Raw genomic sequence first — 20,691 nt, 5'->3', positions numbered from 1 at the left:
CTACTCCCTCCTGATACCAGCAAGGTCGAGCAGGAGTTGGAGCCGTGTGTCTACATGGTCCTCGCTATCGATCCGCCCGCCATCGAGTTCGTCCTCGATGTCCTCCGGTGCCAAGCCCGTCATGCGCCAAAACGGCCACAGCCAGCCATAGGAGGTGGATTGGAGCGAGGTAGGCGCATTTGAAGTACGGAAACTCTCAAGCGTGGACATGAAGGCTGTTGCAATCCGCTCGATGCGCGGGTTGCGCAACGAACGATCCTTCCGCAAAAGCCTCAGCAATTCTTCCGTTTGGGCTTTGCCTTTGGAGAGTTGCATCGATAAGGCCTTGGGATCGAGCGACACCAGTGCCCCTGCCGAGACAACGGCGTTGGCCTTCGGAAAAATGCTCCAGTCCAGCACATCCGCGTCAAACACCGGTCCCAGTTGGAGATAGAGGGGCTGCTCTGGAAACGTCGAAACCCCGTCCGTTAGTGTTGCCACCACCAAGATGCTTGCGTCCCGGATCAGGTCCGCCATCGCATCGGCCAGCAGTTCGAAGGGTGCATTGTTGACCCGCTCCAGCACCAGCGCCCCGATCGTGCCGTCCTGTTTGCCAAGTGCCGCCACCACCTCGGTGTCGAGCGTCGCTGCATCGACAAAACCGACCGGCACCCGCGCCCGCACCACATGCTTCCCGGCGAGTGCCATTGCCGTCGCACGGGCCAACTCGGTCGAGAATGATCCCTTGAGAAACACCACCCTCCCCGTCACGGCAGCGGCGAGCACTTCCTCCGCAAAGACTGCGGCGCCCGGAGACTTGAGGCCAAGCGCTGCATAGTTCGATGTCAGCAGGGCCGCAGCCTCTGTACCCGTCGCGAGGGCCTTAATCGGATCCAGCCGTTGCTCCAGCGGCACAACCCGCAGCGAAGCGGTGGACGCCACTGATGGTGCCTCGGTCTGCACCGGAGCCGGGCTGGCGTTCTGCCCCAGTTGCCCAACCCTCTCGGCGATGTCGGCAAGCTGTTGTTGCAGCTCCGCAGTGTGCTTGCCCGCCCGGTCCTCGGTGTCGCTCCAGAGCGCCTCGAGATCGGCCACGCTGCGTTCAACGGCCTTCAGGCGCCCGTCTGCCGCGTCGCTGACGCGCGCAACGGCCTGGCCATGGGTTTCCAATTCCTTCCGCACAGCCGCCAGTTCGGCAAGCACCGCTTCGAGTGCGCGCGTAGGGACGCCCTCTTCGACCACCGGGGTTGGCCGGGCCAGGAGACCGGTCACGGTCTCCGCCAATCGCGCCAGCTCGCCTGAGAACCTCTCAACGTCGCCCTGCAGGCTTTTCAACAGGTCCTCGTGGCCCTGCAGACGTTTCGGCAGGACAGACAACGCCCGGTCTCTCTCGACCGCCACCTGCGGTTTGGCGCTGCTTACCAGCCGCTCAAGCATATCGGTGGTTTCGAAGGGGCTAAACTGGAGAAGCCGCGCGATCGTCTCTGCAGCACAATTGTTGAGAAACGACTGTTCATGCAGACTGCGGAACAGTGCTTCAATCTCCGCTTGCGGCTGGTCCGCGACCACCTGTGGATGGTCTTTTGCTGTTGCATTCTCAATCGCGTCGAGCATCGCGGCGAGACCCTCGACGTCCTTCAAATGCTGTTCCGCCCACGCGCGCCACAGATAATAGTAGGCGAGGTCGGCGTGCTCCTTGTTGGCCTTGGGAGCGCCGCCCTTCTTGAGAAAGTGATGGAGCAGCGCCTGCTTGCGCTTCGGGAGGCTGGCGGCACTATCCTTACGAAAGCCGTCAACGCTAGGCAGCACCTTCAACAGTTCCCGGCTTGTCTTGCTGGTCACTTCGTTGAAGAAGGCCAGCAGTTCGCGGTCACCGAGCGCGCGTAGCCGCTTGACAGCCTGTGGCGTGGGCGACGGCTGGGTCATGTTGCGTCCCTGTTTCCGCGAATACGGGTCAAGGCAAGACGGTGGTGAGCCTCAAGCCAACGCGGCGCAATCATGGCGCGCAATGCGGTCGAAAGCGCCTCGTCGGACTGCGACCTTGAAGCAATGCCCGCCTGCCCAGCGGCGGCGAGAACCCAACGGGCATGCGCACGCGTGGCTGGTGGCAGGTGCCGGGTCGGCCCGGCCGTGGCCACCCGCATATCGAACCACCATGCGCCGAACGGACCCAAGTCCAATACCACGTCGCGTTTGGTGTCACGCAGGGCGTCTTGTAGTTCAGCGAGGGCTTCCATCGTCACTGCTTCGGCTGCCGAATGGAGATCCGCGGCGGTGGTCGCGAAGACGTGCTGGGCCCAATCGACAGCCCCCGCCGGCCGTGACCGAAGACTTGGAACAAGTCCGCGCGGAACATTGAGACCAGAAAGGTCGAGCGAGCCGGCCCGCACCTGCTCAAGTAGTGGCCGTGCCTCGGCCGAGCTCGCCGAAACCGAGCGTGAACCGAAGGTCAGAAGAGCTCCCCTTGCAGCTCGCACGACAGGTCTGACCAGTACCTCTGGCAATAGCCGCCCCTCGGCCTCCAGAACAGGCGGCGCGGTCGCCGGAAAGCCGCTGACCCGTATGAATTGCCATTGTCCCCGTGCGAGGGGTACGGAGGCACCGTCTTCACCGCTGCGTGCCAGGAGGTTTGCCTCACCATGGCCATCGCCTGCGTGGACCGCCAAGGTGAGTTCGCCCTTGGTGTCCAGGACAAGTCGCGCCGATGTATCAATGAAGTGCATGGGCGGTGACACCACGCCCCACCGACGTTTGGCCTGCTGCACCGCCAAACCAGTAGCCCGCCTGATCCACTCGGCCAGCCCTTCGTCGGCCACCTGCGGAAGCGTGACCAGCAGGCAGCTCCACTGCTTCAGGTCGGCCAGACGGCTGACTGCGAGTTGCGGCGGCACACTCGTGACGAGCTCGGCACGCTGCACGAAATAATAGGTAGCGCCCCAGTCCAAGCCGCTTACCAACGCCTGTCGGCTGCCTCTGCCGGCCGAAAAGACCGTGCTCCGCGCGGAATCCAAGCCGGATATGCGCTCCTGCACGGCGACGCCGAAGGCGTTGTCCACGTCCCCGCTGACCCAAGCCACACGGAACGCCAGGGAGTCAGGGTTAACTGCGTAGGCCTGCGCTCCAGCGTGCAGCCGGGCACAGGCTACCTCGACCCGGAATCCGTCGCCACCGCCGTCGAAAGTCAACCTGCCTCTCGGGGTGGGTGCGCGCGGAATCTGCACCTCAAGGCCCCAACGGGCCGATACCCTGCCGACCGGCGGCTGCACATGCAGAGTAAGGGCAAGGGGCAACTGAGGTGTCGTTGCCTCTGGCCGCGTTTGCACGGCCGGCTCCGCCCCTGGTCCCTGCCATCCCTCGGACGCATGATATAGGTAGCACTCCGGTCGCGCGGCACCCGAGACGTGGGCAAAGTGCGCATCACGGTAGGTGCCTTGCCGGGGGCTAACACGCGCATCGCACACAGGACAGGAGTAGCGGCGGTACCGCTGCGCCAGCGAGGCTTCTACCCGCTGTCCGCTCGCAACGTCGATGGCGAAATACATCCCTTCAGCCCGTTCGACTGGTAGGTTGCGCAGACTGCTCCTTCAACTCGGCAAGGCTACCGGCAACGGCGCCGCTCACAAGCTCTGGCACGCGGTCTTTGCGCCAATTGCGATAAGCCGGCTCACGGACGCTGCGGGGGACCATCCAGCGGCTTACGGCCAGCGCCGATACCTCTGCGACGCTTAATAGGCTGCTGTAGTCAGGGTCGGCTCCGCTCCCACGGAGGATGTCCACCGTGTTTGCAGCGAGGCTGCACAGGAACACTTGCCGTTGAATGCCGTGTTTTAGCAGTGAGTCTTTGAAGCCCAGCCGCGTCAGCGCCGCCTTGATGGTGCGCAGCCGCCAGTTCGGTCCCTTGCCGTACGCGTGGTGGTCGGCATAGCCGTGGTTGAGCTGCCGAAGATAGGCTCGCAGTTTCTCGAACAGGGCGTCTGTAATATGGAAATGCCCCCAGCCGATGGTATAACCCACCGCCTGGAAGTACCGCGTGCCGCCAAGGGCCAATCGGTTATAGACCGATGAACGCCCCATCGATGAGCTGGTTGTGACCATCAGCAGGCTGGCGTGCTTGGCGGCTCCCGAGATGATGCCGACGGACTCACCGTAGGTGTCCTTGAAGTCCCGCACTACTTCCTGCGTCCGCACGAGTGCAGCCACAGCCTTGCCGCCGAGCAGGAACGAGTACGGCGGCACAGCACCCAGCACATAGGCATCCAGCAGGTGCACCAGCCGCAGCGAACGGTCAGCGGAGTTCCAGCCGATCAACTTGTCGCGTACCGATAGATTGAAAACAGGGTCGCCCAAAGCGATGATTCCCGCGAGGCGGTCGTGACCCTCGTCCCACACTAGGTAGCGCAAACGGCGGCCAAAACCCGCCGATACAGGTACGGACCAGGTTAGCGTAGCCAGCCGGAATAGGTCGGCATCCTTGGTATCGCTGCGCACTCGCCGAAGCGCCAACCTGATGTTGGCAGGTTCAATCTCGTCGCCGTCCGCAAAATGGGGCAGGAGCTCCTCGGCACATCGGGCAAGGAACGCTGTGTTCGCCTCAAGCTTGTCCCTACGCTGCTCCCCATGGAGCTGTCGCACCGCCTCCTTGTCTTGCCCCGGCGGCAAGAGCAAGCCGTTCTTACCCTTTTTGAACCCAAGGCGCTTGAGATGCTGCCGGACCGCGCGTTTCAGTTGCGCTTCCGGCGTCGGAAATTTAACTAGTATGCCCCTGGCCATTTTCCCCCAATCCCTCTGGTTGTTCCAGATTGTTGTTTGCATTCTACAATCAATCAACAGTCTAAACGCAACATCTGCCTAGAAGGCAGGCGGTCGCCTCCACTCGACACCCGCATAAGGCCGAGATTCGTCAGCGCTGTCGATCTTTCAATTCTAATCGCCACGACATACGAGTCTAATCGCGACGGAAACCCTGCACACGATCCGGGTTGCGAGGGCATCCTGGCCGGCGCAAGTGCGATCCGCTATGAGCTGCCAATAAAAACTTCAATCTCTGGCGCTTCCTGAGGAATACCTGTCAACCTCTCGCGGGCGGTTCCGTGGAAAACGCAGCAATGATCGCCTCGAGCGTCACATTCAGTGCATTCGAAAAGGTCCTGCCCTTCTGCCAAATCGCCACGTAGTGATAGAGCGCGGATGGTTCCACTGGCTTTATTCCCAAGTGAAACGCCGCGTATTCACGCGCAATGATCTCATTGGTTATCGAAATGCCCAGGCCAGCGGAAACGTATCCGGCTTCGTGACCGTTGCAATCGAATTCCACCAGTATGTCCGGCTCGACGCCGGCGAAGCGCAACGCATTGAAGTTCATTTGGTGGGCGGCGAACTGGGGATCGATATCGACGATCGTTTCACCCGCCAGGTCTTGTGCCTCGATGCAGGTCTGTTTTGAGAAGCGGTGGTCGGGATGAAAGATGCATACGTTGCGAGCTGACCCAAGCGGTGCCCACTCAAACAGACTTGGATCCAAGGGCAACCTCGAGATTCCGAGTTCCGCCCGCCCTGCCAGGATGTGCTCGCCGATCTGCTCGTAGCTTCCCGAAATCGAGCGGACATTCGAAGCGGTCTTTGCGTGGATAATCGCCACGACCTTGGGCAAGGTCACGAAACCGAAAACAGAAGGCGCGGCAATCGCAATCCGCTGCTTTTCGTCGTTCTTCATCGCGAAGATCGACGCTTCCAGCCGATCCAGCGACGTTAGGGCAAGTTCCACGTTTCGCAGGAGTTCCCAGGCTTCCTGCAAGGGGACGATGCGGTTGGCTGATCTCTTGAAGAGTGTGATGCCGAGCGTGGTCTCGAGTTGCTTCACATGTTGACTGACGGCCGGCTGGCTTATCCCGAGCGCAACCGCTGCTCGCCTTGTCGAACCGGCCCGCAACACTTCTCGGAAGACCTTCAGTTGACTGAAGAAGGGCGTGCGCAGGCAGCCCTCGGCTGGACCGGCAACTTGACCATCGCCTGGGGTGAAGTTCGCTATGGCCTCACCGACGCCACCGGCAAGCCGGTGCCCCTGCATGGCGTGCAGGTCCTGTTTCGCCATCCGGCATACGAGAAAGAGGACGAGTCCGTCACGCTCGCCCTCGCCTCGGGCCAGGACTTCGCAGCACAGCACATGCCAAGGGATGGTGTCTGGATCATCGAAATCGACGCCGATGCCGGCCTGGCAAGACCTTATCGCGACGTGCGCAGGATCATGATTTCCAATGGAGCGCTGAAATGAGCTGCTGTGCACCGGGCGCTGAAATGGCGCTGGATCTGGTCAGCGCCGCTTCAGTCCTGCCGTCAAGCCAGGAGGTCAAGCTGGCGAGTCGATCGCTTGGCGACGACCTTCATCAGACCGACCTGTCGGTACCGACTGTTCACTGCGGCGCCTGCATACAGACGATCGAAACAGCATTGGGAAAACTCGATCACGTCGAGGCCGCTCGCGTCAACCTGTCAACGAGGCGAGTCTCTATCCGCTGGCGCGGCGACGAGGTTCCGCCATTCGTCGCTGCGCTCGGGCGCCTCGGCTACCAGGCACATCTGTTCGAAGCCGACACGGAGTCAAAGGACAAGACGCTGTCGGAGCTCATCCGCGCCGTCGCCGTTGCCGGCTTTGCGGCGGGCAACATCATGCTGCTCTCGGTATCGGTCTGGTCCGGCGCCGAAGGCGCCACGCGCGACCTGTTCCACTGGGTCTCGGCACTGATCGCCATCCCCGCCCTCGCCTTCGCTGGCGGCATCTTCTTCAAGTCGGCGTGGAATGCGCTGCGCCACGGCCGCATGAACATGGACGTGCCGATCGCTGTCGGCGTGTCGCTGGCCTACGCCATGAGCCTCTATGAGACGATCACCCATGGCGACCACGCCTATTTCGACGCGTCGGTATCGCTGCTGTTCTTCCTCCTGATCGGTCGCACGCTCGATCACGTGATGCGCGAGCGCGCCCGGACCGCAGTGAAGGGCCTGTCACAGTTGGCCGCGCGCGGCGCCATGGTGCTGCGCGGCGACGGCGCTCGGGACTATTTGCCGGTTGGCGAGATCGAACCAGGGATGCAGCTGCTCATTGCAGCCGGCGAGAGAATCCCCGTCGACGGCAAGATCATTCATGGGGCGTCGGATCTGGACTGCTCGCTGGTCACTGGAGAGAGTACGCCGCGAAACGTTGCGCCAGGTGAAACCGTGCAGGCCGGTGTCCTCAACCTCACCGGCTCGCTGACGATCGAGGCGACAGCTGCCGCCAAGAATTCGTTCCTGGCGGAAATGGTTCGGCTGATGGAAGCCGCGGAGGGCGGTCGCGCGCACTATCGCAGGATCGCCGATCGTGTTTCAGCGCTCTATGCGCCGGTGGTTCATCTCACCGCCTTCGCGACATTCCTAGGCTGGATGGCGGTGACTGGCGACTGGCACCGGGCGATGACGATCGCCATCGCTGTTCTCATCATCACGTGCCCCTGCGCGCTTGGCCTCGCCGTTCCAATCGTTCAGGTGGTTGCAGCGCGGCGCCTGTTCGAGAACGGCATCATGGTCAAGGACGGCTCGGCCATGGAACGCCTGGCGACAATCGACACGGCGGTGTTCGACAAGACCGGAACGCTCACGCTCGGACAGCCTCGGCTCATCAATGCGGCCTCGATCGATCCCACCATGCTGGCCGTCGCTGCCGACCTGGCAGCACATTCGCGCCATCCATATTCAAAGGCCATTGCCGTCTGCAGCAGCCAGCACAAATTCGATAGAGTGACCGAGCACCCGGGTTTCGGGATCGAAGCCACCGCCGCCGGAAGCACCTGGCGGCTGGGTCGCCGCGGATGGGCTGGATGGAAGGCCCGGACCGGTGGCGAGGGCAAGCATGGCTATGGCGGAACGGTGCTGACAAAAGATGGGTTCATTGTCGCCACCTTCGATTTCGAGGACGCGCTGCGCGCCGACGCCAGGGCGACGGTCGAGCAATTGAGCCGTACTGGCGTTTCCGTGGAAATGCTGTCGGGCGATACCGCAGGCGCCTGCAGCGAAGTTGCAAAAATGCTGGGTGTCGACGACTTCGTTCCATGCCTGTTGCCATCCGGCAAGGTCGAACGCATTGAGACCCTGGCGAAAGACGGACACAAGGTGCTGATGGTCGGCGACGGCCTCAATGACACGCCGGCGCTGAGCGCGGCCCATGTCTCGATCGCACCGGCCACCGCTGCCGACATTGGCCGCAACGCCGCCGATTTCGTATTCCTGCGCGAAAGCCTTCTGGCGGTGCCCCTTGCCCTGAGCGTCTCGCGCAAGGCGGGAAGCCTGATCCGGCAGAATATCGCCATCGCCATCGTCTACAATGCCGTCGCGGTGCCGATCGCCATTCTGGGCCACGTTACCCCCCTTATCGCGGCGATAGCGATGTCTGCCTCGTCATTGCTCGTGATCGGAAATGCCATGCGCCTGCAAGGCTTCGCGACGGGTGCGTCGCCCGCAATTGCGCGGCAGGACAGGCCCGCGCGGGCCGGCGCCTTGGCCCGATCCTCATGACGACGCTCGCCTATCTCATTCCGGTGGCGCTGTTCCTTGGCGCACTCGGCCTGTCCGGCTTCCTGTGGGCGTTGAGAAGCGGCCAGTACGACGATCTCGATGGCGCGGCGGAACGCATTCTCATCGACCGCGACGACGGCGCGGAGAATGCTCCTCGTTCCAAGTGACTTAGATCAAAGCGCCGCGGGTCGGGATGTCCCATCGTCGTCCAACGTAAGATCAGGAGGGTAAGGATGCGAGCCGAAGCCATCATGACGAAGCCAGTCATCACGACGGATGCGAACGCGACGATCGCCGAAGCGGCCGAGCTCATGCTTTCAAACAAAGTCAGCTGCCTCCCGGTGAAGGACAGCGACGGTGCCCTGGTTGGCATTGTAAGCAAAAGCGACTTCTTGCGCCGAGAAGAACTTGGGACTCAGCGTGTGCGTCCGCGCTGGCTGGAGTTTGATCTTGGCCCGGGCACAGTCGCTGAAGACTATGCACGCTCGAACGGACGGATCATCCATGAGGTGATGACCACAGCCGTCATTTMGGCGCCTCCAGGCGCCTCGATTGCACAGATTGTCAACTTGATGATGCAACACCGCATCAACAATGTGCCGATTGTCGATCGGGAAAGGGTCGTCGGCATCATCACGCGAACTGATTTGCTGCCTGTCCTGATCCACGCAATGCCGAAACAGGGCACAACGTCACCCGATGACGCCCTGATCCGCAAGGCGATACTTGCCGAACTGCAGCGACAAACGTGGAGCGGTGGTCACTTGATTGATGTTAGGGTCAGCGACGGCGTCGTCGAACTGACGGGGGCGATTGTCGACGAGCGTCAACGGAAAGCTGCGATCGTTGCGGCGGAGAACGTTGCCGGCGTCGGGCAAGTCAAGGACAGCCTCTTCCTCGGTACAGATCCGCTCTCTGTGATGATGGTTTCGTAGCTGCGGAAAAGCGGGGACGCAAAGCAGAGTCCTGTAGGGTTCTGCTCGCTTCCTACATCGCTTGGACGTGAGGCCGTTGGCGACTTCCTGCGGCGTATAGCGCCCTTCATGCTTGGCGAGCACGCTGTCGGCAGGCGCACTGACGGAAATGCGATGGCCGTAGCCCTCTGTCTTGGCGGGCTTGGCCACCGAGTGAATTCAGATCTATCTGTAGACAATATCGGCAGCTGATCTTCAGAGGGCCGCCAGTGACTGCGCAGGCTTGCAGAAAGATGCGGCACCAAAACTACAGCATATCAAACTTGGCGCACAAGACTGACGCAATCCGAGGGCTGTTGTTTCCCCGATTAACAGCCACCAAATTGCGCCAGCGCAAAGAAACGCTGCGTGGGGTCAGATAGCGTCTACTCATCTGCAACGGTAGAAAGACAGGAGACTGACATGATCACGCGACGCGAAGCCCTTTTCGGAGCAGCCATCGGCGCTGCCGCCGTGGCGGCATTGCCGGCATTTTCGGCAACGGTGACAAAGGCAGACATTCAGGGGCTCGCCCGCGAGAAGATCAAGCTCGTGGCGCCGCCTTTCGTGCATCCGCATGACCAGATCGCCAAGGGCGGACCGAAGATCCTCGAGTTCACCATGACGATCGAGGAAAAGCCTGTCGTCATCGATGCCGATGGCACGAAGCTCAATGCGATGACCTATGACGGCTCGATCCCCGGCCCGCTGATGGTCGTGCACCAGGACGACTATGTCGAACTGACGCTGATCAACCCCGACACCAACTCGCTTGCCCACAACATCGACTTCCACGCTGCGACCGGCGCACTGGGCGGCGGCGCGCTCACCTTGGTCAATCCCGGCGAACAGGTGACACTGCGCTTCAAGGCAACGCGAACAGGAACGTTCGTCTATCACTGCGCGCCCGGTGGTCCGATGATCCCGTGGCATGTCGTCTCCGGCATGAATGGCGCAATCATGGTGCTGCCACGCGACGGCTTGAGGAACGACAAGGGCGAGCCGGTCAAATACGACAAGATCTTCTACATCGGCGAGAGCGACTTCTATATTCCCCGCGACGAGAAGGGCAATTTTAGGAGCTACGAATCGGCCGGCGACGGCTACGACGACATCGTCAAGGTCATGCGCGGGCTGATCCCGACGCATGTCGTGTTCAACGGCAAGGTCGGATCCCTGACCGGCGACAACGCCATGAAAGCCAAGGTCGGCGAAACCGTCTTGATCGTCCACTCACAGGCCAACCGCGATACGCGGCCACATCTCATCGGTGGACACGGCGACTATGTCTGGGAACAAGGAAAATTTGCCAACCCGCCGGCCAAGGATCTGGAAACCTGGTTCATCCGCGGCGGTTCGGCAGGCTCGGCGCTCTATACGTTCCTGCAGCCCGGTGTCTACGCTTACGTCAACCACAATCTGATCGAAGCCGTGGAACTCGGGGCGACCGCTCACTTCATGGTCGAGGGCGAGTGGGACGACGACCTGATGACACAGGTCGAGGCGCCTAAACCCATCGCCACCAACTGACGGCACTCCAATTTGCCCGGACAGCGTCGCTGTCCGGGCATGGGCAAAAGCCATGTCTCCTTTCATCCTGAAGGTTGTTTCGGTCGCCACGGCGGCCGCAACGGTTCCGATGGGCTTGTCCGCCATCAGCCGGAACGGACATCGACAGTCCCACCCCGCCGCCACGACAGTTACCTTGGCCGCCGGTTCGATCGCCTATCCCCTGCCGGGCGAGTTCCTGAGGAATGGACGCCCGCAAGCGAATCCCCGTCTCAGCCGACAGTTCAATGAACCCATCGAAATCATGACCTATCAGGTCAGTGTGTCCGACTATGCGGACTGTGTGGCGGCTGGCGGCTGTCAGCCGGCACAGGAGACGCGCGCGATCGCGCCCGATGCTCCCGCTACCGGAGTGAGCTATCTCGACGCCAATGCCTACGCCCAATGGTATTCGAAGGCGACAGGCGACGACTGGCGGCTGCCATCCGACGAAGAGTGGGCGTTTGCCGCGGCCGAGCGGTTCGCAGGGGAATTTGAGGAAGTCGAAAACGATGCCAACAATCCCGCCAGGCGTTGGCTCACCAGCTACAAGGCCGAGGTGGACCTCAATCGCAAACCGGACCCCTTGCCCAGGAGCCGTGGCTCCTTTGGTGTGAATTCCTTAGGCCTCGCCGACTTTTCCGGCAACGTCTGGGAGTGGACTTCGACCTGCTATGTCCGCACCACGTTGGCTGCGGATGGAACCGATGTCGTGAGTTCGGTCGACAATTGCGGCGTCCACGTCCTTGAAGGGCTTCACAGGGCGTACATGTCGAACTTCGTCGGCGACGGGAAAAGCGGTGGCTGCGCCGTTGGCACACCTCCCGACAATCTTGGATTCAGGCTGGTCCGGGACCATCGAGGATGGGCGAACCGTTTCCTCGGCTACCTCGGCATTGCGTGAAAAAACAGAAGCGTCCGCTCCATCGCGTTTCGCCTGCTCTCCCGTCGCCTCACTGTGCCTTTGGCGTCATCAACGCGGTTCCGTAGATCAGGATGAAGCTTGCAAATGCCGCCACCCATGCGGTGCCGGCCATGTCGATCACCACGCCATAGGGCACAAAGGCGGCCAGGATTCTCAATGATCCCGCCAGAAGGACGGTCACGAAGATGAACGAGGCGCCTTTCCCAGCCTTGAGCTTTTGCCCGGTGTGCCCAAGCGTCGCGCGGGTCATCACGGCAAGCGTCATTGAGCCCACCGCGCCAGTCCCGAGCGCGTGAAGTCCTGCCGCCGCCGGAACGGCATCGGGAAAGAAGATCGACGCCGATACCAGGGCAAGACCGATCGGCACGAAGGCGTAGGCAAGATGCAGAACCAGCACCAGCGGATCCCGCAATGTGCGCTCGCCAGCCCAACGCGACAGACGCCATGCCTGGCAGACTGCCGCGACGGCCACGAGCGTTGCCGACACTCCGTGGTCGGGAGCGAGCGTCCACGCAGCCAGCGCAATGGCTGAGATGACAAGCGATGCGATGTCGAAACGATCGAACGGCGCGGGAAGCCTGCCGGGATTTTCGCGGACGAGCCAGTTGCGGGTGAAGCTCGGAATGATGCGCCCCCCGATCAGCGAGATGAACATGATCGCCGCAGCCATGCCGAGCCTGCGGCTGATATCGGATGTTCCTTCGAGGTGCGCCTCGATATGGAAAGCGCCGTTGCCGCACGCCAGAACGGCAAGCGGCAGCAGCACCTTGAGGTTGCGCCAGTTGCGCCCGGCGACGATCTCGCGTGCCGCCGCCGCGGCGACCGCAAGCAGAAAAGAGCCATCGATCACAGCGGCTGTTTGCCAGCCGATATCCGCCGAGAAGAAGACAGCGATGCGGCCGGCAAGCCACAGGACAACCAGCGTCAGCAGCGGCAGGCCTTGCACGGGCAGCCGGCCGGTCCAGTTGGGAATGGCGGTCAGCAGGAACCCGGTGACGATCGCCGGCAGATAGCCAAACAGCATCTCGTGGATGTGCCAGTCGACGGGAGCAAAAACACTATGAGCATCGAGTTCGCCCGCATACATCGGCAGCCAAAGCAGAATTGAGAGCGCGGCATAAAGCGACCCGAGGAAGAAGAAGGGCCTGAACCCATACGAAAGAAATGCGGGCCCGGTGTAGGCTCGAAGGCGGGGAATCCCCATGACTTGCATCCTCAAATGAACGGGGCCGGATGAACCGCCGTCCTCGGTCCAACCGGCCAGCGCCTGCCGTTTCATGCGGCAGGCATGGCTGTATTCGATTTCTGGTCAGTTGGCGGGAATCTGGGTGAACAGGTCGGCGAACACCGTCTTTGCTTTGCCCGCGTGCTTGACCGCCTTGGCGGCATCGAGGTTGACCGGCTTGCCGACAACGATGAGTGCGACCATGMCCATGCCGTAATGGGGCGCGCATTTGACACCGTAGACGCCCTCCTTCGTCAGCGTGACGGTGATTTCCTCGTTGGTCTTTCCCTTGAAAGGCTCGGCACCATCCGGGATCATTCCCTTGATCGACTCCGCATCGTGGCCCTTGTCGGTCGGCACGAACTTGACGGTGTCGCCGGGTGCCGCCTTGACGAAGGCCGGCTGGAAAACCATTGCGCCATTTTCGCCCTTGTTGAGCATTTGCACCACATGCTCTTCCGCGCTTGCGCCGCTGGAGAGCGCCAGGATGGAGATTGCTGCAGCGAGGATGGAGAATTTCATCGATTTGTCCTTTGTTCCGTCTTAGCGGCATTGCGCCGTTCCATGCCATTTAGCCCAATGCGGCCGGGGACAATTTGCGCTGGCGCAAACTCGGGATAAGAAAGGTTTGCCGCACGATTGGTGCGGACCGTAGGACCGTGAGGAAATCCGTTTGGTTGCGCTGGACAGATCGCTGATATCGCAGCTGCCGCTCTTCCAGGGGACGGAGCCCCAGGAGCAAAGCGAGATACTCAAAGGCGCTCGATCGTCACGCTATGCCAAGGACTCGGCGATCTTCGAGCAGGAAACCGAGGCTCATTCGTTTTTCGTGCTGATCTCTGGCCACATACGCGTCGTCCGCGCCACGCCGGATGGGCAGCAGGTCATCGCCAGATACATCAGCGAAGGCGAAATTTTTGGTGTCGCCGCGGCACTTGGCCGGACGACCTATCCCGCCAGCGCCGTCGCGGCGGTCGACTGCGTGGTGCTGGCCTGGCCCAACGCTCTTTGGTCGGAGTTGGCGCGGCGGTTTCCGGCGTTTGGGGCAACCACCTACAGGACGGTCGGGAACCGGTTGCAGGAGGCCCAGACGCGGGTGGTGGAGATGTCCACCGAGCAGGTGGAGCAGCGGGTCGCGCATGCCTTGTTGCGATTGGCAAACCAGACCGGCCGAAAGACCGACAACGGCATCGAAATCGATTTCCCGATTTCAAGGCAAGACATTGCCGAGATGACGGGAACGACGCTGCACACCGTCAGCCGCCTGCTCAGCAAGTGGGAAGACAATGGAGTCATCGTCAGCGGGCGCCAGAAAGTCACCGTGAAGGATGCGCATCGCCTTGTGGTTCTGGCCGAGAACCGCAGCAAGGCGTGATCCTCACCGTTCTCCGCGAACAGCCGATTCCAGGTCCAAAATGAAGCGGGTCTCGTCGATCCGATGCTCGCGGCATGCTTCGGCCACCGTATGGAAAGTGCCGATCGGGCAGCCAACGCAAAGCATCCTGTAGCTCAGCATGACTGCCACCGTTGCCGGCCATTTTCTCATGATCTCGTCGACGACCATGTCCCGACCGATCGAACTGAGTTCCTTCACGATGGCGTCTCCGCGATTTGCGAAGCCTCGTGATACATCCCGCTCGTGCCGCCTTCGTTGCGCTTTCGCAACTTCACAGAACCGGCGTTGAATCGTGTCGGGATTATCTTGGGGTAGGACGAGCGCCCATGGTACGGGCCGGGATCAAGGTCGCAAGACCGTCAGATGGCAGTACCAACGACGGCACCAATACCGGCGGTCAGCGCCATTGCCAGCGCCCCCCAGAAGGTGACTCGAACAGTTGCCCTCAACACATTGGCGCCGCCGGCTTTGGCCCCAATGGCGCCCAGAACCGCCAGGAACAAGAGTGAGGCAACAGACACCGTTGCGGCAAGCCAGACGGCCGGCGAAACAAGCACCATCGCCAACGGCATGGCCGCGCCAACTGAAAATGCAGCCGCGGAGGTCAGCGCGGCCTGGATTGGTCTGGCCGTCGTCACCTCCGAAATACCGAGTTCGTCACGAGCGTGGGCGCCGAGCGCGTCCTTCGCCATCAATTGGTCGGCGACCTGCAAGGCCAGCGTTGGCTCCACGCCACGTTTGACATAGATGTCCGCAAGTTCCTGTCGCTCGAAGTCTGGCTGCGTCGCCAGTTCCCCTCTCTCGCGGGCAAGGTCGGCTTGTTCGGTATCGGACTGCGAACTGACCGAGACATATTCGCCGGCCGCCATCGACATCGCGCCGGCGACCAGCCCGGCGACGCCGGCCACCAGAACATTGGAGGCCGCGGCATTGGCTGCCGCCACGCCAACGATCAGGCTGGCCGTCGAAACGATGCCGTCATTGGCGCCGAGCACGGCGGCGCGCAACCAGCCGACGCGCGATACGAGATGGTTTTCATTGTGCAGCCGGCTCATGTCATCACCGCGCGCGCCGTCCGGCAGGTCGCAGCATCCTGACCAGCACATCCGATTTCACATAGTAATGTTGCCGCAGCGCCGCTGCGGCATGGAGGCCGACGACAATGATGATCACCGGTTTGGCGAGTTCGTGAATCTCGCCCATCGCTCGAAAGCTGAAGTACCATGCCAGCGCCCCGGTAATCGGCATGCCGAAGATGAAAAGATACAGCAGGAAATGGGCGGCTGCGGCAATCCGCTTCAGCAGGACGCTTTCTTCGGGCGGCGCCGCCGGCACACCATCCCGCAGACGGACTGCAAACCGCCAGATCGCCAGCACGAGAACGGCCAAACCGACATAGACATGAATGTTCGCGTTGAAGATGTCGCCAGCTGCCGGCTCGGTACCGCGCGAGAACGCCCGGTAAGCCGGCTTGATGTCCTCACCGATCACAAGCTGCAGGATAATCAGCACCGCGATTGTCCAATGCAGCACTATCTGGGTTCCGGTGTATCCGGCCGGCTCGTTGGCAACAGTCATGGGCAGCCACCTCGTTCGAGACCTTCCTAGCTTGCTGCTTATGCGACAACCTTGATCTGGGACAAGTCAATTTGCCGTCCCCATGAGCTTTCACATGCTCGCAGCGCGACCTCTGGCTGACAGCCAGTTGTCAGCTAGGTCGTGGGATATTGCATCCGAAGCGAACCAGTTGGGTCGCCTTTGCAACGTTCAATTTGGAAACACAATTCCGATGAAACAGATTGCCCTGTCACTTTTGGTGATCGCCGCCTCCGGCGCCTATGTCTGGGATCAGGCCGGCAAACGGCCAGCCGACGATGTGCTCGGTTCGGCGCTGCCGGCAGACGCGACAGAGGTGCCTGCCGCCGCCGCGCCGATGTTCCGGACCTTGCCGGCGCCCTCACCCCAGTTCAGAACAAGGTTCCCGATCGAAAGGGAAACGACGGCGGGCATTCCCGCCAAACAGCCAAATGATCCCGTCAAGCAGACTGCCATTCCTGTGGCACCGCAACCATCGCCAGCGCCACCGGAGCAGCCAGTGGCGCCAGCTGTCACTGATCCTGTGTCATCAACCCCTTCATTCGCCATAACTCCCGCCGTCTACATACCAGTCCCCCAGCCGAGGCCGGCATATCCGGACGCGGCCGCACGTCTTGTCCCGGTGGGTATGAAGGTCGCCACACAGGGCTATGCCGACGGCGTCTACACCGGTCCGCCCGCCGATGCCTATTACGGCATCATCCAGATTCAAGCCCTCGTACAGGGTGGGCAGCTTACGGCGCTGAAGGTGCTGAAATACCCCTCTGATCGCCGCACCTCCATCAATATCAACAGGCAGGCCCTGCCTATGTTGCGCGACGAAGCGATCGGCGCCCAAAGCGCCAATGTCGACATCATTTCGGGCGCGACGCTGACCAGCAGGGCCTTTATCCAGTCGCTGCGCGGCGCGCTGAAGAAGGCATCGTCTTAGGCATGCGTGACACGCGTATTTTGATGGGCATGCCCATTACGGTCGACGTCGGCGGCGCGTCGAACCGTGAGCTGATCGAGAAAGTCTTCGGCTATTTCGAGCATATCGACCGGCGCTTCAGCACATACCGGGCCGACAGCGAGATCATGGCCATCAACCGCGGCGACGTCCCCGTCGTCGAATGGAGCGGCGAGATGACCGAAGTGTTTGCTCTCGCGCGGCAGACGAAAGACGAGACCGACGGTTACTTCGATATTCGCAAGCCCGACGGATCGCTCGATCCATCTGGCATCGTCAAGGGCTGGGCGATCCGCAATGCGGCGGCCATCGTTCAGCGAGCCGGTATCCGCGATTTCTTCATCGAGGCAGGAGGCGACGTGCAGTCCCGCGGCAAGAATGCCTCGGGCCAGGGCTGGAGCGTCGGCATCCGCAATCCCTTCAACGCCGAAGAGATCGTAAAAGTCGTCTATCCCCGCAGTCGCGGAGTGGCGACCTCCGGCACCTATGTGCGGGGCCAACACATCTACAACCCGCATGCAATTGACAGTCCGATCCAGGACATCGTCAGCCTGACCGTTATCGGCGCCGATGTGCTCGAAGCCGATCGCTTCGCCACCGCTGCCTTCGCCATGGGCCGCGACGGCATTCTCTTCATCGAGCAGACGCCTGGCCTGGAGGGCTATGTCATAGACACCAATGGCCGCGCCACACCGACAACCGGGTTCGGAGCCCTTTGCCTGCCATGATCAAAACCATCGACCGATTTCTCGATCACCTGACCATGTACCGACTGGTCCTCTACTATCTGATAGGACTGGTTGGCGCCGCGTTCGTGCTCAGCTTGATCAAGCTAGTACCGCATGATTCGATAGCGCTCGCCTTCACGACGGCACTGGCACTGGCCGCCTGCTGGCTCACCAACAAGATTTTTTCGCGGATTTTCGAGGTTCCGGCGAACAACGAGTCCGTCTACATCACCGCGCTCATCCTGGCGCTCATCCTCGATCCGGTAGCGGTCACGGACGTAAGGGGGATCGCGGCAGTGGCGTTCGCGTCGGTCTGGGCGATATCATCCAAATTCATTCTCGCCATCGGCCGGAAACACCTTTTCAATCCGGCTGCGCTGGGTGTGGCGCTGTCGGCGCTGCTGCTCGACCAGCCAGCCACCTGGTGGGTTGGCGGCAATCTGCCGCTGCTTCCGCTCGTTCTCGTGGGCGGCGTCCTCATCGTGCGGAAATTGCGCCGACTTGATCTTGTCTCGACCTTTGTGGTCGTAGCGCTGGTGACCCTTCTGGCAACCACCGACCCATCGCAGTACTGGACCGCTCTTGCGGAGACACTGGGTTCGTCGCCTCTGCTGTTCTTTGCCTTTGTGATGCTGACCGAGCCGCTGACGGCACCGACGATGCGATGGCCGCGTATCGCCTTTGCCGCCATCGTCGGCTTTCTGTTTGCTCCCAACATCCATATCGGCTCGTTCTATTTCACACCGGAACTGGCGCTGCTCGCCGGCAACCTGTTTGCCTATGCGGCAGGCCCAAAGGGACGCTTTGTGCTGACGCTCGAACGCATCGAACAATCAGCCGTCGACAGCTTCGACTTCATCTTCCGGTCGCCGCGCAAGCTCGCCTTTGAGGCCGGCCAGTATCTCGAATGGACGCTTGGCCTCGATCGTGCCGACAATCGCGGCAACCGCCGCTTTTTCACGGTCGCCTCGGCGCCGACGGAGGAAACAGTCCGCCTCGGCGTCAAGTTCTATCCGCAATCAAGCGCCTTCAAGCGCGAATTGATGACCATGAAGCCGGGCAGCACGATCCACGCCGCGCAACTGGCTGGCAACTTCACACTGCCCGCCCGGCGTGAAACCAAGATCGCTTTCCTGGCTGGCGGCATCGGCATCACGCCATTCCGCTCGATGCTGCAATATCTCATCGACCGCAAGGAGCGGCGACCGATCATCATCCTCTACGGGACCGAGGGACAGCAAGACATCGCCTATCGCGACGTGCTTGGCGCGGCCAGGCAGGAACTTGGTATCAAGACGGTCCACGCTGTGGCGCGCGGGGGTGAACGCGGGCAGTATCCCGGCTACATCGACGAGCGCCTGATACGCCTGGCAATACCCGACTACCTCGAGCGCACCTTCTACATTTCCGGCCCGCAGGCGATGGTCAAGGCGCTGCGTCAAAAGCTGCTGGCCATGGGCGTTCGCCGCTCGAAGATAAAGGTCGACTATTTCCCGGGTTTTGCCTGAAGCACGCTCAACTGTGTCGCGGCAAGGAAATGCTCACGACCAGACCCGGATCGGCGTTGGCCATGGCAAGGCGTCCGCCATAGGCTTCGACGATGTCGGAAACAATGGCCAGGCCAAGGCCGCTGCTGCCGCCCTTGCTGTCGAGCTGGACGCCACGCGACAAGGCGGACTCCCGATCGGCATCCGGTATGCCTGGACCATCATCGGCGACAGTGACGATTACCTCGCCGGCGGTTGCGGAGGCATCGACACGGACTGACGACTTTGCGTACCGGGCGGCGTTCTCGACCAGATTGCCGAGGATTTCCGACAGGTCGCCTTCGTCGATTGGCGCCAGCATATCTTCCGCGACCCCCATCGTGAAAGAAAGCTGCCTGCCGCTTGGCGTCCGTTTGACGACGGCAACGACGCCAGCCGCGACGTCAGACACAAGGCAAGATGCCTTGCCCGAGACGCCGGGCGCGAGGCGGGCGCGCGCCAGCTCCCGCTCGACATGGCGGCGGATCGCGCCGGTGCTCTTCTCGATCTCGTCGGCCAGATCCGTCTCGCCTTTTTTTCTCAACGCGCGGATGTCGGCCGAAAGAACTTGCAGCGGCGTCTTGAGGCCGTGCGCCAGATCGGTGGCGCGCGAGCGCGCCCGAGCGAGAGCCTTCTCCTGCGCATCGAGAAGACGATTGATTTCCTCAGCGAGCGGCTGCACCTCGCTTGGTGCCACCACATCGAGCCGCGCCGTTCGCTGCGCAATCACGCTTCCGACGGCGACCCGCAAGGTCTCCAGCGGTGCAAGGCCGATGGTGATCTGGATGAAAAACGCGGCCATGAGAACTGCAGCGAGCATCAGGAGAGCGGGAGCAAGATCGCGAACATATTCGCTTACAGACACCTCAACGGTTCGATGATCTTCCGCCACGATGGCACGAAAGGAGCGGCCTCCGGCATCGATGATCGTACGCTCGACCGCAATACTGAGTTCTCCGCCCGGGCCCGTGAACTCCTCGACCGTTCGCACCCCACCACTTGCGCTCCGCGCAGGCAAGAGCAGCTTGGCGTCCCACAAGGATCGCGAACGCTCGAGGCTGCCGGTGGCGACGTCCTCCACCTGCCAGTAGTAACCGGACAGTGGATTGGCAAACCGTGGGTCGGTCAGCACCGGGGTCACCACAAGGCGGCCATCGCTGGCAAAAGTCGTTGCGCCGATCAACTCGTTGAGGTCGACCGTCAGTTCGCCCACAACGCGCCGCTCGACGTGAAGCTCGAACAGATAGCGCAAGCCGGCGCCGGCGATGCCCAGTGCGACAAGAATCGAGATGGTTGCCGCCAACCACAGCCGGAAGCGG

The 20,691-nt window shown here is 61.8% G+C and carries 20 protein-coding genes and 1 pseudogene; 10 read left to right on the top strand and 11 right to left on the bottom strand.

The genetic code is table 11. The annotated features are described in order from the left end of the window. From AC1DYO_RS24095 to AC1DYO_RS24075, 5 genes and pseudogenes are all read right to left on the bottom strand, one after another. Positions 1 to 1,905 carry a hypothetical protein gene (locus AC1DYO_RS24095; RefSeq protein WP_477266962.1) on the bottom strand — a complete coding sequence of 635 codons (1,905 nt, stop codon included), beginning with the start codon at positions 1,903 to 1,905 and terminating at the stop codon, positions 1 to 3. Further along, positions 1,902 to 3,164 carry a hypothetical protein gene (locus tag AC1DYO_RS24090; RefSeq protein ID WP_477267138.1) on the bottom strand — a complete coding sequence of 421 codons (1,263 nt, stop codon included), beginning with the start codon at positions 3,162 to 3,164 and terminating at the stop codon, positions 1,902 to 1,904. The genes AC1DYO_RS24095 and AC1DYO_RS24090 overlap by 4 nt, the downstream gene beginning before the upstream one ends. Before the next feature lie 219 nt (positions 3,165 to 3,383). Further along, positions 3,384 to 3,521: pseudogene (locus tag AC1DYO_RS24085) on the bottom strand (competence protein CoiA family protein); the annotation flags it as partial. Positions 3,522 to 3,525: 4 nt separating this feature from the next. Beyond that, a complete protein-coding gene (locus tag AC1DYO_RS24080) occupies positions 3,526 to 4,791 on the bottom strand; it encodes a Druantia anti-phage system protein DruA (protein ID WP_477266961.1) in 1,266 nt (421 codons plus the stop codon). A 256-nt stretch (positions 4,792 to 5,047) separates the two neighbouring features. Beyond that, complete coding sequence (locus AC1DYO_RS24075) at positions 5,048 to 5,911, bottom strand: LysR family transcriptional regulator (protein WP_477266960.1); 864 nt, start codon at positions 5,909 to 5,911, stop codon at positions 5,048 to 5,050. On the opposite strand from AC1DYO_RS24075, the gene AC1DYO_RS24070 reads away from it, so the two are divergent. The 6 genes from AC1DYO_RS24070 to AC1DYO_RS24045 all read left to right on the top strand — a co-directional run bounded on the left by AC1DYO_RS24070 (position 5,843) and on the right by AC1DYO_RS24045 (position 11,931). Further along, complete coding sequence (locus AC1DYO_RS24070) at positions 5,843 to 6,250, top strand: FixH family protein (RefSeq protein WP_477266959.1); 408 nt, start codon at positions 5,843 to 5,845, stop codon at positions 6,248 to 6,250. The two genes, AC1DYO_RS24075 and AC1DYO_RS24070, sit on opposite strands and share 69 nt — an antisense overlap. Beyond that, positions 6,247 to 8,526 (top strand): cation-translocating P-type ATPase, encoded by a 2,280-nt coding sequence (locus AC1DYO_RS24065; protein ID WP_477266958.1) that lies wholly within the window; start codon positions 6,247 to 6,249, stop codon positions 8,524 to 8,526. The genes AC1DYO_RS24070 and AC1DYO_RS24065 overlap by 4 nt, the downstream gene beginning before the upstream one ends. Further along, positions 8,523 to 8,693 carry a cbb3-type cytochrome oxidase assembly protein CcoS gene (gene ccoS / locus AC1DYO_RS24060; RefSeq protein ID WP_023685546.1) on the top strand — a complete coding sequence of 57 codons (171 nt, stop codon included), beginning with the start codon at positions 8,523 to 8,525 and terminating at the stop codon, positions 8,691 to 8,693. Before AC1DYO_RS24065 ends, ccoS begins: the two co-directional genes overlap by 4 nt. A gap of 66 nt (positions 8,694 to 8,759) precedes the next feature. Further along, entirely contained in the window at positions 8,760 to 9,461 is a 702-nt protein-coding gene (locus AC1DYO_RS24055) for a CBS domain-containing protein (RefSeq protein ID WP_477266957.1), read from the top strand. Between the two features lie 441 nt (positions 9,462 to 9,902). Continuing rightward, the gene (nirK, locus tag AC1DYO_RS24050) at positions 9,903 to 11,009 is read left to right on the top strand and encodes a copper-containing nitrite reductase (RefSeq protein ID WP_477266956.1); all 1,107 of its coding nucleotides are present in this window, start codon (positions 9,903 to 9,905) and stop codon (positions 11,007 to 11,009) included. A gap of 52 nt (positions 11,010 to 11,061) precedes the next feature. Next, positions 11,062 to 11,931, top strand: coding sequence for an SUMF1/EgtB/PvdO family nonheme iron enzyme (locus tag AC1DYO_RS24045; RefSeq protein WP_477266955.1), 870 nt, complete (start codon positions 11,062 to 11,064; stop codon positions 11,929 to 11,931). A 49-nt stretch (positions 11,932 to 11,980) separates the two neighbouring features. Here the strand turns inward: AC1DYO_RS24045 and AC1DYO_RS24040 are convergent, their stop codons facing one another. Continuing rightward, a complete protein-coding gene (locus AC1DYO_RS24040; RefSeq protein ID WP_477266954.1) occupies positions 11,981 to 13,156 on the bottom strand; it encodes an NnrS family protein in 1,176 nt (391 codons plus the stop codon). A 105-nt stretch (positions 13,157 to 13,261) separates the two neighbouring features. After that, entirely contained in the window at positions 13,262 to 13,699 is a 438-nt protein-coding gene (locus tag AC1DYO_RS24035) for a pseudoazurin (protein WP_477266953.1), read from the bottom strand. A gap of 151 nt (positions 13,700 to 13,850) precedes the next feature. Here AC1DYO_RS24035 and AC1DYO_RS24030 point away from each other — a divergent pair, with 151 nt between their 5' ends. Then, positions 13,851 to 14,552 (top strand): Crp/Fnr family transcriptional regulator, encoded by a 702-nt coding sequence (locus AC1DYO_RS24030; RefSeq protein ID WP_477266952.1) that lies wholly within the window; start codon positions 13,851 to 13,853, stop codon positions 14,550 to 14,552. A gap of 3 nt (positions 14,553 to 14,555) precedes the next feature. On the opposite strand, the gene AC1DYO_RS24025 is transcribed toward AC1DYO_RS24030, so the two are convergent. From AC1DYO_RS24025 to AC1DYO_RS24015, 3 genes are all read right to left on the bottom strand, one after another. Then, the gene (locus AC1DYO_RS24025; protein ID WP_436249411.1) at positions 14,556 to 14,771 is read right to left on the bottom strand and encodes a DUF1858 domain-containing protein; all 216 of its coding nucleotides are present in this window, start codon (positions 14,769 to 14,771) and stop codon (positions 14,556 to 14,558) included. Positions 14,772 to 14,932: 161 nt separating this feature from the next. Further along, positions 14,933 to 15,628 carry a VIT1/CCC1 transporter family protein gene (locus tag AC1DYO_RS24020; RefSeq protein WP_477266951.1) on the bottom strand — a complete coding sequence of 232 codons (696 nt, stop codon included), beginning with the start codon at positions 15,626 to 15,628 and terminating at the stop codon, positions 14,933 to 14,935. A 4-nt stretch (positions 15,629 to 15,632) separates the two neighbouring features. After that, complete coding sequence (locus tag AC1DYO_RS24015) at positions 15,633 to 16,151, bottom strand: cytochrome b (RefSeq protein WP_477266950.1); 519 nt, start codon at positions 16,149 to 16,151, stop codon at positions 15,633 to 15,635. 82 nt (positions 16,152 to 16,233) lie between these two features. Here AC1DYO_RS24015 and AC1DYO_RS24010 point away from each other — a divergent pair, with 82 nt between their 5' ends. From AC1DYO_RS24010 to AC1DYO_RS24000, 3 genes are read left to right on the top strand one after another with little or no spacing between them, the layout of a single operon-like run. Beyond that, positions 16,234 to 17,100 (top strand): FMN-binding protein, encoded by an 867-nt coding sequence (locus AC1DYO_RS24010; protein WP_477266949.1) that lies wholly within the window; start codon positions 16,234 to 16,236, stop codon positions 17,098 to 17,100. Between the two features lie 2 nt (positions 17,101 to 17,102). Beyond that, on the top strand, positions 17,103 to 17,846 hold the full coding sequence (locus AC1DYO_RS24005) for an FAD:protein FMN transferase (RefSeq protein ID WP_477266948.1): 744 nt from the start codon (positions 17,103 to 17,105) through the stop codon (positions 17,844 to 17,846). Then, positions 17,843 to 19,354: an FAD-dependent oxidoreductase gene (locus tag AC1DYO_RS24000; RefSeq protein WP_477266947.1), complete on the top strand. Its 1,512-nt coding sequence runs from the start codon at positions 17,843 to 17,845 to the stop codon at positions 19,352 to 19,354. Before AC1DYO_RS24005 ends, AC1DYO_RS24000 begins: the two co-directional genes overlap by 4 nt. Positions 19,355 to 19,361: 7 nt before the next feature. On the opposite strand, the gene AC1DYO_RS23995 is transcribed toward AC1DYO_RS24000, so the two are convergent. Continuing rightward, positions 19,362 to 20,624, bottom strand: coding sequence for a sensor histidine kinase (locus AC1DYO_RS23995; protein ID WP_477266946.1), 1,263 nt, complete (start codon positions 20,622 to 20,624; stop codon positions 19,362 to 19,364). Positions 20,625 to 20,691 lie beyond the last annotated feature (67 nt).

This window comes from Mesorhizobium sp. P2_F5 (genome assembly GCF_056403715.1).
Note: the sequence above shows the minus strand (reverse complement) of the source record. Positions and strands in the feature narration are given on the sequence as shown.